We start from the raw sequence: 15,824 nt of genomic DNA, 5'->3' as shown, positions 1-15,824 counted from the left end.
GTCACAAAGTATGTCCCCATACTGAACTGGGTGCACCGTTGACGAATAAAGTAATGTCTTCCCGCTATGCTTAGTATTAATGGTGTCAGTTTCATATCCTTAAAAACCTATATTGATTCCCAGTGCATAGGTTCTGGCAAGTGGGTAGGCACTATAATCGATCCTTAGGTTTGAAGTTCCCAGAGAGTTGATATCAGGATTGTATCCGCTGTAGCCCGTCCAGGTGATCAGGTTCTGACCGGAAGCATAAACCAGTAGTGAGGAAATACCCTTGATGTTTACATTGGGAAATGCGTAGGCTATCCTCGCACTCCTTAATCGCACAAACGAAGCATCTTCTACTATTCTGCTATTGAAGTCATAGGTTCGGGAAGGATTTACAAAAGACGGGTTTTCATTCGTGAGGATATCAGGTGTCCATCTGTCCAAAACATAGGTTTGCCGGTTCCTCAAATCATCGATTGGATTTTCAGAGTCAATTTTGGTGAAATTTGCCATTTCAAAACCAAATTTTCCCTCCAGGAAGACATCCAGGGAGAAGCCTTTATACGATAGGGTGTTGTTTAGGCCCAGGGTGAAATTCGGAAAGGGATCTCCGATAATGGTTCTATCCTGATCGTTGATCACATTATCACCGTTCAAATCCCTGAATTTCCTACTGCCCACTGCCCCATTCGTCTGAGAAGGTGAATTGGCCAACTCTTCTGAAGACTGTATGATCCCATCAAATACATGCCCGTAATAGGCATTGACAGGACTACCGACTTCCAATATGGTATAATCCTGCATAAATCGGGTACCACCCTGAAGAATCCTGGGCAGTTCCCCGAGATTGGTCACCTCATTTTTAACAGTGGCCATATTGATATCCGTTATCCATGAAAAATTACCGTCTATGTTTCTGGACGTCAGGGAAAACTCAAAACCACTATTCCGGGTATTCCCTACATTCTGCAGAGAATTCCCAAAACCCGTGGTGGTAGGGATGGGTAACAACAACAGTAAGTCTCTGGTATTGTTCTGAAAGTATTCCACTGAGCCGGATATTCTCCCGAAAAGAATGCCCAAATCGACTCCCAGATTAAAAGATTCCGTTGTTTCCCATTTCAAATCGGGGTTTGCCAGTTGAGTGGGAGCAATGGATTGAAATTCGTTACCATTAAAAACCGCAACCGGCCCCGATCCCAAAAGAACCAGCGATCTTCCGTTATCAATTTCCTGATTACCACTTACTCCATAACTGGCCCTTAATTTAATATCGGAAACAAGCCCTTCCTCTGGAAAAAATGATTCATTGGATATGTTCCAGGCCAAAGCACCGGATGGGAAGTAGGCAAATTTATTATTGGCACCAAATCTGGAGGAACCGTCTGCCCTAAACGATGCCGTCATCAGAAACCGTTCATCATATGCGTAATTTACCCTACCGAAACCAGAAACAATATTATTTTTCCCTTTGAATGAGCCTACCTCATTGAGAAAAGGATCACCCGATCCCAGATTATTCGGTCCGAATGATGTGGTCGGGAAGCTCATTGCGCTTGCATTAAAACCCGAATTCATGAACTCCTGGTAGGAATAACCACCCAGCAGATTCAATTTGTGCTGCGCATTAAATGTTTTATTGTAATCCAATGTAAATTCAACTACATGACTATTGCTTTCGCGTAAACTTTGCGATGCCTGTCCCTGTCGCAGCAATCCGATTTGTGTAACGACATCATCAAAACTATCACCTCTTGCAATACTTTGATCTATACCCAAATTAAATTTTGCTTTCAGGTCTTCTATAAGTTCATATTCCAAAAAACCATTACCAAACAGACGGGTTCTTTTTTCGAACCGATCCATGGTTCGTGCCTGGGCCACAGGATTGCTCAGATCCTGCAGGCTTGTTGAATAGGTTCCGTCGCTATTGAATACCGGCTCTGTTGGTGGTAATTGTAGCGCCGCCGCAATGACACCGGCAGTAGCATTGACGCCCAGACCAAGCGGTATCTGATCCTCCTGCACGAAACTATTGTTTAAATTAATGCCTATTCTGAGCCTGTCCCCTACAGAATGGGTAAGATTTATCCGTCCGGAAAACCGTTTAAAACCAGAACTGATAACGATGCCATCCTGGTCAAAAGCATTTAAGGATAGGAAATACTGGGTATCTTCAGATCCACCCGAAAAAGAAATCCGGTGTTCCTGGATGGGTGCAGAGCGGAAAACCTCAGCTTGCCAATCAGTACCTGCACCTATGGTGGTAAAGTCATTTTGACTGAACAGCGGTTCAAGCCCCCTATCGATGTAAACGTCATTGTAAAATGACATGTATTGCCGGGCATCCATCATGTCTAAAGTGCGTGTAGGCTCCTGCATACTGATCGTTGTGTTATAATTTATCGTCAATGGACTATTCTGCTTTCCATTTTTTGTGGTTATCAGTACAACGCCGTTAGAACCCCTGGCTCCATAAATGGAGGTGGCTGAGGCATCTTTTAACACCTCTATGGATTTAATATCGGATGGATTTAATGAATTTTCCGGATTGGCGCCGGGAAGTCCGTCGATCACATATAGCGGTTCATTTCCGGCCGTTATGGAATTAGACCCTCTTATTCTGATAGAGAAATTTCCGCCTGGCCGGGCACTTGCCTGGGTGACCTGTACCCCGGGAAGTCTTCCCTGAATGATCTGCTCTACCGATGCCTGGGAATCCGTGTTTAACTTATCCGCTTGAATAGAACTGACTGAGCCCGTGAGGTCACTTTTTCTAACAGTACCATATCCCACCACCACTACCTCATCCAGGGAAGCTTCGTCCTGTGACAGGCTTACGTTAATGGTTGTTTGCGCGCCGACCTTTACAGTTTTCGATTCGTAGCCGATGTAGGAAAATACCAGGGAGGATTCCTCCGGCACATTAATGGTATAGTTACCGTCTATATCTGTAACTGTACCCGAGGTAGTGCCCATTACGGTGATGGAAGCACCGGGTAGCGGATCGCCATTTTCATCGGTAACGGTACCTGAGATTTGGATGTCGACTCTGTTTGAAACAAGGTCAATTTCTCCGAGAGGATATAATCCATGTCCTGACAATCCTGTGGCAACAATTTCAATAGTAAAAAGCAGAGAAATACAAATTCCGGAAATCAACGTTCTAAAAGGTATCCCTCTAGGCCTGATCATTCTGAGATAACGACAAAAATTATCGCTCTTTCTGCTACAATTATCTTTTAATTCCATTACAGTTGGGTTTAAATTAAAAATTAAATTTACCAGATTGCATCTAACAAGGTATCCATTATTTTAGCCGTCATGTATAGTATGTTTGCAAAGGCAAGGCTTGTCATTTAAATTTTTTAGTGGTAAAATCAGGACGGACAAGCATTCAATTTGATTTTTAGTTACAATAAAATGCATTTGTGTTATTTTTTTGTAAGGTAATGCGCTCATAAAAATTAGTAATATTTTAAACTAAATCAAAAAACCTAAAGTGTAATTTTCAATCCTAGTTAAAATGTTCCCTTGTCTTATTTATTGGGATTAGTAAAAAATATGGTAAAAAAGGAATAATCCAAAAGATCAAAAAATTTACTTGTCTCTTCCTTTCCGGAATATCGAGATTTTCAAGAAACTTTTACTAAACCATTCTACAATTCAGCCAACAGCAAACTATAATTTACAGTAAAAACCAGACACAAACTCCACTCCGATAGCTGGGCTGAGAAAAAGCTTCCCAAGCCAGACCCAAAATACTGTCCAAACCGATGGTTTCGCTAGCCCTCAATCCGACGCTGCTTTTGATAGTCGGGTTCAACCACCTGAAGCTATAAAACTCAATGGAAAAATGCCCGGTCTGCTAACAAGCAAAAATCTGGTAATGGTATCAGGCTGTAAAAGTGCTAATAGGATAATAATTTTTTGGCTAGCTCCGGGTTTACTTCCTGCAGGTAGGTCGCTAACATGTTATCCAACTCCTCCGCCTTTGCGGTTTGAATAGGGTACAAATCAGTCGTTTCACCAAGATCGGTCGGCAGGTGGTACAATTCCAGCTTGCCGCTTTTCCAAAACCGAATAAGTTTAAACTCCCCCTGAATCAAGGCCGAGTGGGGATAGCCCTTGCTGTAACGGTGAAAGACCAGGAAATCGTTTTTTCTCAGAACCTCCCCTCTTCCTTCGGATCGTAAAATGCCGGCAAAACTGCCTCCATCCAGGTACTCCGGCAGGAGGTCAGTATCCCCAGCTAGTATGGCGATAGTTGGCAAAATGTCCCAACCTCCTACCGGTTCATGACTCATGGTACCGGGTTTAATTCCGGGACCTTTTACCATAAATGGAACCCGTATCCCCCCTTCGTAGAGCGTCCATTTGCCTGCCCGGAGCGGTGCATTGCGCAGGGGTTGATCGAATGTATCGGGGTGTTGTAATTTTTGCAGCGAAGGCACGGGGGGCAACAATTCCACAGAACCGTTGTCCGCCATCAGTATAATGTAGGTGTTGCCGGCAATACCCAGGGATGCTACCTTGTCCAATACCTGGCCAATGGTATAATCCATATCTTCCAACATCCCCGCCCATGCAGGATTGTTGTGCCTGGCACCTTTTGGTTTGCTCTGGTATTTTTCCAGGCTGGCTTCACGGGTCTGCATGTCTACGTGTGGAGCATAATGCGATAGCTGCAGGTAAAAGGGATTGCCCTGACTCACCTGCCTTTCCATAAAGTTGATTCCCCTTCGGGTAATGGAGGAGCTTCGCTTAGGGTCGTTGGTTAAAAACACTGCCTCCCATTTATTGTCTTTTGCTGTCATTAAATTACCGTGGGCATTCCGGGTGTCGCCGTCACTTTCGTCGAAACCCAGGTCTTCGGGAAAGATCTCGGCCCGTAAGTCCCATTTACCGAAATGTGCGGCTTTGTAACTGCTATCAATACCTTTCAACAAACCTGGTATGGTCAGTTGAGAGGAATTCGACCGGGGATGATGGGTATCGGGAAAGGTCTCGTCCCCGAGCCTTGCAGGAGTCTGTCCAAACAAAATGCTTCTTCGGGTGGGAGAGCAAATGGCAGCTGGCGCATAGGCATTGGTAAAGCGCATCCCTTCCCTTGCCAGACGGTCGATGGATGGCGTTTCAAAAAAATCGCTTTTCGATGCGGCAAACCGGTCGTCCATTCCGATGGAAGTGCTACTCCAACCCTGGTCATCGGTAAGGATAAAAATAAAATTGGGAGGGACAGTCTTTTCCTGAGCAAAGGAGCTGCTGCTACCCAATGCACACAATAACCATAAAAACGGCGAAATTAAGCGGGTTCTTTTCATGATGGCTAAGGATATTTTCTTTGTCTGGTGATAGTCTTCGGAAAGATTATAAATTTACCGGTTATTGTTTTGTACGTACTGCATTCGAGCTTGCATTTCGTAGGGTACCTGGTCCTTAGCCTCTTTAAATAAAGGAAAACCACTTTCATCTATTACCCCCAGTCTGCTACTCCCCGGATAATTTCCTGCATAGGATTGATTCTGCAGGCGTAGCATTTTTCCATGAGAAGAAAAAACCGTTTCTGAAACGTGATTTTGAACAAATAGGTCTGGTGCTGTCTCTAAATCAAGGTTGGCACTGATTGTCCAATTGCCTATTTTAATTTCTACTTTTCCATTTTCGCTCCATCCTTCAGACAATTCGGTATCGTTCAGGTCCTCCCCAACCTGAATGATGGTGAAAAACCGCATTTTCAAAGATTTTTTAGAGGTACTTGCTTTTAAATGGTATTGGTTATTTTCGTAGGATTTTAATTTCCCATCTTCCCCAAGCGTGCCGCGCCAATTTACAGCATCGATATCAAAAGTATCTTGCAGGTGTAAAAGGAGTTTTTCTGAGGCCCATATTCGCCCCGCTCCCAAAGCGTTTTCCTGTTGGACGGAAAAGGTTTGGTTTTCCCTATTGATTTTCATCTCATCCAGGCTGTGGATAAGCCAGGACCATGCTACCGGATTACCTGCCTCCAGTTCGTCATATACAAGAAGCAGGTTCGGTTTTAACAAAATCAGGTGCCGGTAATTTTTCAGGACCGAATAGTCTTCTCCGGTTTCCTTGCTCTTATAGGCCATAGATGCATCCCCCTTGGCATATGCCAATTCATCAGTATGCAAAAATCTGGCAATCCATCCAAAAGCCTCCGTACTGTATGGCTGGCCCATACCATTTACCAATATCCCATTCTGGCTTTTGGTATGCTGGTACCAACCTGTTCTGTGCGGATCGCTCATAGAAACCTTATATCCAGTTCTGTAAAAAAGCTTTTTCCCTCCATACAGCACATTAAAAACATTCTGATCTGAGAGCATGTGTCCATATGAGCCAAAGGGACTTGAACGCATAGCTACCATCAGGTTTTCCTTTGTATTGCTAATGTCGCTATGCATGGATACCACACCTATGTCATGAAAAGGCCTTCCGGTCGGTAAGTCTAAACTGGGTTTAGGATCAGGAATGGGTAAATCCCGGGTCTTTGTTAGCCGTATCCACCTGAGAGTAGCATGACCTGATAAATCAGCTTTTTCGTATTCTAAACATTTCTTAGCATACCAGGAAGCTTTGGAATTATTGGTAAGTTTGGCTAGTTCGAGAGCAAAAGCAACATACTCCGTGCCTGGCATATCCATTTCTTCTGAATTATCTGCAAAACCATCCGATGCAGATCCTGGAGGAATATGGTAGATCATCCAATCCACCTGATTTTCATACCAGGGATGTGCATTGATGAAATCAAATCCTGTGAATTTTTTGATATACAATGGTATATCAATCATAGTTTCCATATTCATTCGAAAATAGGAAACCCCTTCTGCCCATCCCCCATCCATTCCTCCCAGGACAGGAGCTTTTGCCAGAAACAATTCATAGGCATATGCCAGCCACTTTGTTGCATCCGGTTCAGCACCGTATACTGCGATACCAGTCTGGAAAAAATAATGAAGGATATGCTGCCAAACATGTCCGCTCAAAACCCTGGCCTCAATATTATTGATCCAGTTGGAATAAAAATGCGCTGCCCTGGGCTTAATAGATTGCAATAAGCCGGCTTTTTGAGTCTCACTGAGTCTGTCATAAAACGTGTCAAATACCAATGCCATGGATAGCATACAACGTGCATCTCCAAAGTCATTGATACTTGAAACTCCTCTTGGTTCCCAGCTGGCTACTTCAAAGGCTATTTGAATGGCTTTTTCAGCATACTCCTCCTTACCGCTTAAAATATAGCCTTCTGATAAGGCCAGAATTGATTCGTAAACCTGGGTCCCCAGTTCCTTGCTGGCATCAAGTCTAAGCTTTTTATTCTGTTCCTCACCTTTACCTTTTTTTAAAGGTTGGCCTTCCCTTTCCTCAGGGATGCTGGTCTTGAGGGCTTTTTCCGCATTCAGTAAAATGGCCCGGATATCGTTATTTGGGTCCAGGTGACGAATTTGAGCAAGATCGGCTTGGGTGACAAGTACTCTTGGATGCGATAAAGGCAATGCATGCAAAAACTGCTCAGCCGTGGGGGACACTATTGACCTTACACTATCTGCCACCCTAAAATGTTGTATTTCTGACCATTCCCCTCCGGATTTCCTAAATTGCCAGTACCAAGTACCTGTTCCCAACTTCTGATGCGGGTTAAAGATCGCCCAGGGGCTGTCTTTTAATTCGAGAATCTTTTCCGGGTTGGATAAAATGCTATCCGATGATAACCGGGCTTCATACCTGATATTTTCACCTTTTTCAACTGGCCATTTTAAAGCCGGTGGATTGGTGAGTGCTACCATGCCTGAAGAAGGTTTTGGATAGTCCAGGTACCTTGGATACACCACTTCCAATTGGTATGGATCTTCAATAGCACCACTATTCTTGTTGGTTTTTCCCCGGCCAAAAAGAATAAAACCTATAAAAACAAATATACCAATGGAGATAAAGAAAAAACCTTTAAAACCCATTTTTGTTGATCCAAAAAATCCGTTAATATTATCTTTATTATTTCTCATTTAGAGAGTTCCCAAACTTTAAAGTTTCTGTATCGGAAATGCGTCCATTTCATTTGTCGAAAGCCAATTTTACCTTCCTGCAAAACAGGTCCCAGGTCCTTTTCATCAACCCAATCAATGATTTTTCGATTGTCTATATACATCAAAATCCGGGAATCGTTTTTCACCAATTTGAGCTTATGGACTTTTTCAGAGCGTATTGGAATTCCAGGTTCCATTTGCTGAACCAGGTGAAACCCACTATTTTTCCTCAAGTGTGAAATCTCCCTCCCCGGATTATCTATTCCATTGGCATAATAGGAAATGTGGTAAGCATTTATATGTTCACTTTTGGTATAGTGTCTAAAGGTACCATCCCTTTTGGGAAAAGAAGTATCGAAAATACCGGCACCATTATTCCCCTTGGCGGAAAAGAATATTATGCACAAACCGGCTTCAATATTCAGGTTTTGGGCTTCCCATTCGGCAATAAAGCTCCCCGGAAAATCCTCCGGACACCAAAATACATGGTGAAATTTTTCTTCCGGAGAATACATCTCCATCCAGCCATCCTGAAACCTGACCTGTCCGGGACCTTCCATTATCCAATCATCCACAGCTCCCTCCGAATCCATATTATTTTGATAGACAAGTTCGCCTTTTTGAATTCCCTTTATTTGACAAAAGCATTCATGATAGGACAATAGCACAGTCAGAAAAAAGAAAACTACCGTTCTCATGGACAAATCGGCTTCATTTTTATTGCAATCTTAGTATTTTAACCAATTACCTGACCCGGGTATCCACACCCTGAGTCTCGGTCAATAGATCAAGAAATGATAACTAACCCCTTGAATCCGGTTACGATTTTGACAGAAACGATCGGCGACCGAATAGAGATTGCTAATTAGTTTTTAACTAAAGGATGAACCGCGAATTAAAACGGGAAAACAGAAGTCTCCCGTCTCAATCCCGATTCACCCATTCAATTTCGCAGTTCAATACCCGGGGTTTTGCTGCAAAGGCGGCTGGGTCCTGTCAATTTCGTGTTGAGGAATAGGTCGAAGCAAATGCATTTCTGATAATGCACCATTGGATTTTGTCCAAAAATTATACTTTTGAGTTCTCTCAATTAATTTATTCGTTCTTTTCAGATCAAACCACCTATTGAATTCACCCATTAACTCTCTTGCACTCTCATCCAAAATCATATCAATTGAAATATTGGCAGCGGTGGCTCGGTAGGACTCTGTTTCCAATGAACTTAAAATTTCAGGAAATTTTGCTTTTTGCGGATCCACTCCCTGACCTACTGCCCGATCCAACACTTTATTGTAATAGACCTCTGCACCACCCAAAGAGCCACCTGTAGCACCTTTCACGATAGCTTCAGCGGCTAAAAGATATGCCTCGGCCGATCTGAACAAAGCAAAATCAAAGGTTCCATGACCATCTCCATAGGGGATGTTTGGTTCCCAAAATTTCCACATGGTAGGCCTGAAAGCAGTAAGCCTGGAAATGGCCTCTCCACTAATGATCTGCTCGTGATTCATAACAGCATAATTCTTGGTTCCTCCCTCGTCAATTCCCTTGTCAGCACCGTAAGCCGGCCTATTCCATGGAGTCCAATAAGCGACGGTATCTCCTACTTCATAGCTTACCGTCAAGCTTGGATCATCAAAACTATAGGCATAATCATTAACGGGTTGAAGCGCATAAATGACCCGCAGAAAATTATGGGAATAGCGGCTATCGACCTGCGGATCAAATAACCGATACAGAGCGGGTGTGGGTTCATTTTGGTTCAAGTGCCGGTTATAATCACTGGTTCTACCTCTGCTACCCACCAACTCTGTGTTTCCCGGAAAAATAGAATGGTAATAATTGCCCGGTTCCCGGCCATTTCCTTCCATGGCATTGGTTAGCACATCGTTATTGTATTGAATTGCAAAAACCACCTCACTGTTTTTCGCATCCTGGGAACCTGAATATTGGGTCAACGGGTTTTCTGAACGAATAGGGAAAAGCATGTTGTACGATTCCACCAACGGATAAGCTTCTATCACTTTATCCGCATACTCCAGCGCTTTGTCGAAATCATCTGGATTCCCACCTAGAGAGTTGTTGAAATTCCAGCCACGGGTCAAATATACCTTTGACAGAAGAAACTGTGCCGCCCCTTTGGTCGCCCTGCCATAATCGGTAGCAATCTCTGGAAGGTCGGCCTCTGCCTCTGTTAAGTCTTTGATGATTTGAGCATAAATAGTAGCTGAGGCTATTCTTTCTACCCCGGTATTCGCCGTTATGGTTTCCTCAAGGGGCATAGGTACATCCCCCCAGGTCTGCACCAGATAAAAATAAGTAAGCGCGCGTAGAAATTTGGCCTCTCCTACTCTTGCCGCTTTAAGGGCCGGATTGGCATAAGTAATGTCTTCGGCTCTACTGATGGCTGCATTGGTCCTGCCAATCTCCCGGTAGAATATATCCCAGGGCCCGATAAATGTTTCCGATGTGATATTTACGTAGGTGTCGAGGGGAGGTCCCTGCCCCACTGCTTTTTCAGTCCAAAGGCCATTTTGGAAAAGATCAGTCCCCGGTAAGGCTATGGGATACTGAAGAATAAAATCCCGCAGTAGAGGGTAACATGATTTAATTAAATCCTCGTACCCTCCTTCTGTGGTAACATATGAATCGGTCGTGATATTTGAAATGGATTCTTCTTTAAGAAAATCCTGGCATCCAGTACCACTCAACATGAGTAGAAAAAACAGGAGCACATTTTGAAAGCTATATTTTTTCATTTTGTAACTATTTTAAATATCAGGAAGAGAAATTAGAAAGATGCACTTACACCAAACTGGAAAATGGAATGGGGAACATCATCTTGGTAAGTACCGGAATTGAATTCAGGATCCATCCAAATATTTTTCTCCTTGGTAAAAACAAACACATTATTGGCCTGACCATAAAGTCTCAGATTACTGAATTTAATGGTATTGAGCAGGCCAGGTGGTAAGGTATACCCCAGCGTAATGTTAGATATTCTCCAAAAGCTGGCATCCTTGTATTGAATGGCCTCCCGGAAAGGATTATTTTGCCATACACCATAGTAATCATTGGTAGGATTAGTTTCGGTCCAATAATTGAGGTTCAATCTATTGTAGCGATTACTACCGAGATCTCCCATGGTACCCTGTAGCAAGCTATTCCTGAACTGCACTCCCTGACGTGTATACACAAAAATGGACAAATCCCAATCTTTATAGGTAAACATGTTGTTAATTCCAGCCATCCATTTGGGTAACTGATTTCCTAAAATAACCCGATCATCGATCCCTTCAGAAGAAGAAATCAATCCGTCATTATTCTGATCTACTACCTTTACCGATCCTGGAACCTGCCCATATGATAAGGCTTCTTCTGCTTCATCCAACTGCCAGATTCCATCGAATTCATAGTAATAATTGGATCTTAGGGAGTATCCTACAAAAAGTCTGTTGGCAATATCTTCCTGGACAGTTCCACCGTATAATTCTAATATTTCATTGTGATTGGATGAAAAATTAACTGTAGTATTCCACCTGAAATTTTGGGTTTGAACATTGACTGAATTTATGGTGACCTCAATTCCCCTATTGAGCAATTTCCCCACATTGGATGTAATTGCCCCAAAACCAAGGGAGGTAGGAATTGCCACATTTTGGATCAGATCATTTGTTTTTTTATTGTAAAGTTCAATTTCCGTATTAACCCGGTTTTCAAGAAAGCCCATGTTGATCCCCAGGTTAAATTCCTCACTATTTTCCCATCGCAATTCAGAATTTCCTATATTCCTTGGAGCATATCCGAAAGCAGGGCTGCCATCAAAATCATATGCTGTCCTGTTCAGATATGCCTGAGTGCTGTAGGGTGCTACAACATCATTTCCTACCCGGCCATAACTTAACCTGATTTTTAAATCTGAAAACAAGTTTAAATTCTGAATGAAGGCTTCATCTCCAATCCTGTAAGCAATTGCTGCCGAAGGAAAAAATGCCCATTGGTTGCCTTCTGCTAAAACCGAGGAGCCATCATATCGTCCTGTAAGAGTTACCAGGTACTTTTCATTGAAAATATAATTTAACCTTCCCATGTAGGACATGATAGACCTTTCTACCAGATCACTCCCCACACCATTGATCTGGGATGCGGTATTTAATGCATAAAAACTCGAGTTATATGCGAGGTTTTCTACCCTTATCATGGAGCTTTCAAATCTTTCCTGCAGCGCACTCTGGACGGCTGTAAAATTCAAATCATGCAATCCCGTCTTAAATTTATAATTTAAAATATTATCCCAGGTATATGAGCCATTAAATTGGAAGTCGTTTCCGGCGCTGGGCAGTCTGTTTAGCCTGCTTTTGGAATCTGCTCCCCGGAATTCACCTCTTCTGCTGTTAAACACCGAAGCCGACAATGAAGACTTGAATGTTAATCCCTCTAAAGGAGTCAACTCTACATATCCATTGCCCAGGAAACTGGAAACTCTTGTTTCATCCTGGAAATTTTTGGCTGCTACCTCTGTTAAAGGATTATTGACCTGGGTATCCTTAATACCCATCCAAAAAGCATATCCATCGACATTTTTGTCGTTGGTTTCAGTCGGATTACTTAAATCGTCGTAATAGATAGTACCTGTTGGTCTTGCCCTATATGCATTCCTTAAGGTTTCAAAAGAACCGGTACTGAGAATACTATGGGTATAGTAGGTATTAAATCCAACTTTTACCACATTATTCAATTTGCTGTCTGCACTTCCTTTCAGATTGAATCTTTCAAAACCAGTGTGCAAAACATTTCCTCTCTCATTCAAATATCCCGCTGAAAAATAATGAGTGGTATTTTCGTTCCCCCCGGAAAGTGCGATCACGTGACTGGTTTGAAGGGATGGATCCGTAACTTGATCCACCCAATTAACTGATCTTCCATTTTGAACATTCTCCAATTGGGCGGTAGTCCAAATTACCTGAGCATTTGGATTTTCTGCAAGAACCACATCATTGTACGCCCTGTAAAATTCCTGTGCATTCATAAGGTCAGGCAAAAAAGCAGGTGTTTTGACCCCCGCATAGCCCTCATAAGTCACTTTTGTTTTACCCTGCACCCCTTTTTTGGTGGTGATGATTATTACCCCATTTGCACCACGTGCACCATAAATGGCAGAGGAAGAAGCATCTTTCAACACATCCATAGAAGCAATATCACTGGGATTCAAAGTAGTTAATTGTCCTCCCATTACTCCGTCAATTACAATCAAGGGTTCATTGCTAAAACCAATGGACTGAAGTCCCCTGATATCAATCGTATAATCTGATCCGGGCCGGGAATTGATTTTGTTGACATTTACCCCAGCTACCTGGCCTTGAAGTGCCCTGGCTGCCTGTACTGGGTTTTGCCTGATAATATCTTCTGAATCTATAGAACCGACTGCACCTGTCAAATCACTCTTTTTAATTTCTCCATATCCCACTACCACTACTTCCTCCAAAGCAGATGCATCAGGTTCCAAACTAATGTTTAAACTGGCTTGGTTGCTAATCGTAACGTTTTGGGCGATATATCCAATATAAGAAAAAACCAAAGTGGCCCCCTCTTCGACCGTCATGGAATAATTGCCATCTAAATCAGTAACTGTACCTGAACTGGTGCCAAGCACTGTAACCGTGGCCCCTGGTAAAGGTTCCCCGTTTTCATCCGTAACCTTACCTGAAATCGTGATGGCATCATATTCCACCGGCTCAACCAAACTTTCCTGGTCTGATTTCTTGACATGAATCGTCTCGTTGACTTGCTTGAACCGAAGGTTGGTTTGGGTCGCAATGGATACCAACAAGTCATACAAGCTTGCTCCATCGCTTTCTATGGTTACCAATGAACTGTTCTGGATTTCTCTGCCGGCAAAAACAAAGTTAAAATCCGTTATCTTCTCCAGTTCTTTAAAGGCTGTTTCTACCTTTACCTCATTGAGTAAAAGGTATACGTTTACATCTTCTATACTTTTCACCTGTGCATTGCCATTCCAGGCAAGCAGCAAACTCATACTGAGGCATTGCAAGGCGAAAGCGAGGGTGAATAATTTGCTCATGTAAATTACATGCTTAAGTAGGCATTTTTTCATATCTTTACATTGTTTGTTTAGGCTATTCGGTTAAATAAACATTTAACGGAACAGGGATGGCCGTCCCGGTTTCCGCTTACATTGGGGTCACAGGTGTTGACGCACTTGTGGCCCTTTTTCTATTTCGTTCATCAGGTTTTGTCCATAGGCATGTTTTTAATTAAAATTTAAGATTACCTGGTCTTTATCTATCCTAAAATTAAATCGGGCAGAATAGCTCAACCCTTCCAATACGTTCTCCAGGGTCTGATCCTGAAACTTCCCTGACAATTCCAGATCATTCCTGGGCACATTGGCAAATCTAATTTTCACACCATACCAGTTTTCCAAAACCCTTTTAATTTCGTTCATAGAGGTATGGTCGAATACAATCGTTTTTTTGGTCCAGGCCAGCACCTTCTGCGCATCAAAAGTTACTTTTTTCACCTCTTCCCTTGCCAGATTGATTTGCATGCCCTGTCCCTTATCAAGCCTTGTATTCTGAGAAGACATCAAATCAAAATCCACTGCCACCAATCCTGTGAACAAGGAAATATCCAAAGGCTCATTTTCAAAGGCTTTGATATTAAAGGAAGTACCCAGGGCAGTAGTGGTGACCGGACCGGTCTTCACTTTAAAGGGCCGGCTTTTGTCTTCGGCCACTTCAAAATATGCTTCTCCTTGCAATTCCAAAACCCGCTGATGCGGCTCGAAATTTTTGATGTACCGGAGTGAGCTTCCTGAATTAAGGATAACCTTAGAGCCATCATGTAAGGTCAGATTGGATTTTACACCGGGAGGTGCAATATGCTCCTCATATACGACGGGCAGCTCTGCCAATCGGGTCGCAGGCTGTGGTAAAAACAAATTGACGATAAGGGAAAGGGAAAACGTAAGGACAAGGATGCCCACCAAACGGTAAAATTGCGTGGATCTATTATAATCCCTGCCAGTCTCTTTTTCAAATTTCCTGAGTGTGCCTGATGAGTCCAAGGGTATGACTTTCTTATTCCTTTCTCCAACCTGGATTTTGTTAAGAGCCTGTTCAATGTTGTTCCAGGTAGCTTCTACGAACTCTTGATCTACCTTTCTCTCCTTCCTGGACATGTTCAATACCAGCTTTCTGGCTTGAACCATATCTTTGTGTTTTCCAGGATTTTCCGCTACATAGGCCTCCCAATAGATTTTGGTGGGGGTATCGGGGTACAACACCCATTTTTGGAACTCTGGATCCAAAACAAAATCTTCTACGGTATAATCTTTTTTGCACATGCTATCGGTATTCATACAAAGGAGACAAAAAGTGAAAAAAGTTATCCTTCGAAAAGAAAAAATATCTTAAATCGCTTTTAAAAATGGCTATAAATTAAGGATCAAAAGCCCTTAGAGCCTGTGATAGCCCTCCGTAAAACGATTAAAACAGAATATCCATCTCAGCCGACTTCCAAACTAAATCATAGGGACTACCTGAAAAAAGACAGCTTATAACTAAAGTAAAAATTGATTTTGAAGGCATGTCAATTTTATAATACGTTGTTTAGTTGGTTTTTATACAAAAAATCCCTTCCGGTATTGATAGGGAAAGAGTCTTTCCACGGGAAGGGAGATTTGTTTGGGATCTGATTTGGGCCATCAGAATGAAGGACCTTCTTCATCCGGAATACAAACGTAAAAAAACGGAATGAACGAAAAAATCC

7 protein-coding genes are annotated in these 15,824 nt (G+C 42.6%); all 7 read right to left on the bottom strand.

Annotation, left to right across the window (positions count from 1 at the left end; translation table 11 throughout):
- Positions 1-99: 99 nt before the first annotated feature.
- The 7 genes from BUB19_RS22070 to BUB19_RS22040 all read right to left on the bottom strand — a co-directional run bounded on the left by BUB19_RS22070 (position 100) and on the right by BUB19_RS22040 (position 15,399).
- Complete coding sequence (locus tag BUB19_RS22070; RefSeq protein WP_084097560.1) at positions 100-3,237, bottom strand: SusC/RagA family TonB-linked outer membrane protein; 3,138 nt, start codon at positions 3,235-3,237, stop codon at positions 100-102.
- Positions 3,238-3,896: 659 nt separating this feature from the next.
- Positions 3,897-5,309, bottom strand: coding sequence for a sulfatase (locus BUB19_RS22065; protein ID WP_084097558.1), 1,413 nt, complete (start codon positions 5,307-5,309; stop codon positions 3,897-3,899).
- Between the two features lie 54 nt (positions 5,310-5,363).
- The gene (locus BUB19_RS22060; RefSeq protein WP_073097808.1) at positions 5,364-8,012 is read right to left on the bottom strand and encodes a DUF4962 domain-containing protein; all 2,649 of its coding nucleotides are present in this window, start codon (positions 8,010-8,012) and stop codon (positions 5,364-5,366) included.
- The gene (locus tag BUB19_RS22055) at positions 8,009-8,731 is read right to left on the bottom strand and encodes a DUF1961 family protein (RefSeq protein ID WP_073097806.1); all 723 of its coding nucleotides are present in this window, start codon (positions 8,729-8,731) and stop codon (positions 8,009-8,011) included. The genes BUB19_RS22060 and BUB19_RS22055 overlap by 4 nt, the downstream gene beginning before the upstream one ends.
- A gap of 258 nt (positions 8,732-8,989) precedes the next feature.
- Positions 8,990-10,792 carry a RagB/SusD family nutrient uptake outer membrane protein gene (locus BUB19_RS22050; RefSeq protein WP_073097804.1) on the bottom strand — a complete coding sequence of 601 codons (1,803 nt, stop codon included), beginning with the start codon at positions 10,790-10,792 and terminating at the stop codon, positions 8,990-8,992.
- Positions 10,793-10,824: 32 nt separating this feature from the next.
- Entirely contained in the window at positions 10,825-14,115 is a 3,291-nt protein-coding gene (locus BUB19_RS22045; RefSeq protein WP_084097556.1) for a SusC/RagA family TonB-linked outer membrane protein, read from the bottom strand.
- Positions 14,116-14,304: 189 nt separating this feature from the next.
- Positions 14,305-15,399, bottom strand: coding sequence for a FecR family protein (locus tag BUB19_RS22040; RefSeq protein ID WP_178371555.1), 1,095 nt, complete (start codon positions 15,397-15,399; stop codon positions 14,305-14,307).
- Positions 15,400-15,824: the final 425 nt, after the last annotated feature.

This window comes from Cyclobacterium lianum, assembly GCF_900143075.1.
Taxonomy (GTDB): domain Bacteria; phylum Bacteroidota; class Bacteroidia; order Cytophagales; family Cyclobacteriaceae; genus Cyclobacterium; species Cyclobacterium lianum.
The sequence above is the reverse complement of the archived record's forward strand: the minus strand, read 5'-3'. Positions and strand labels throughout refer to the sequence as shown.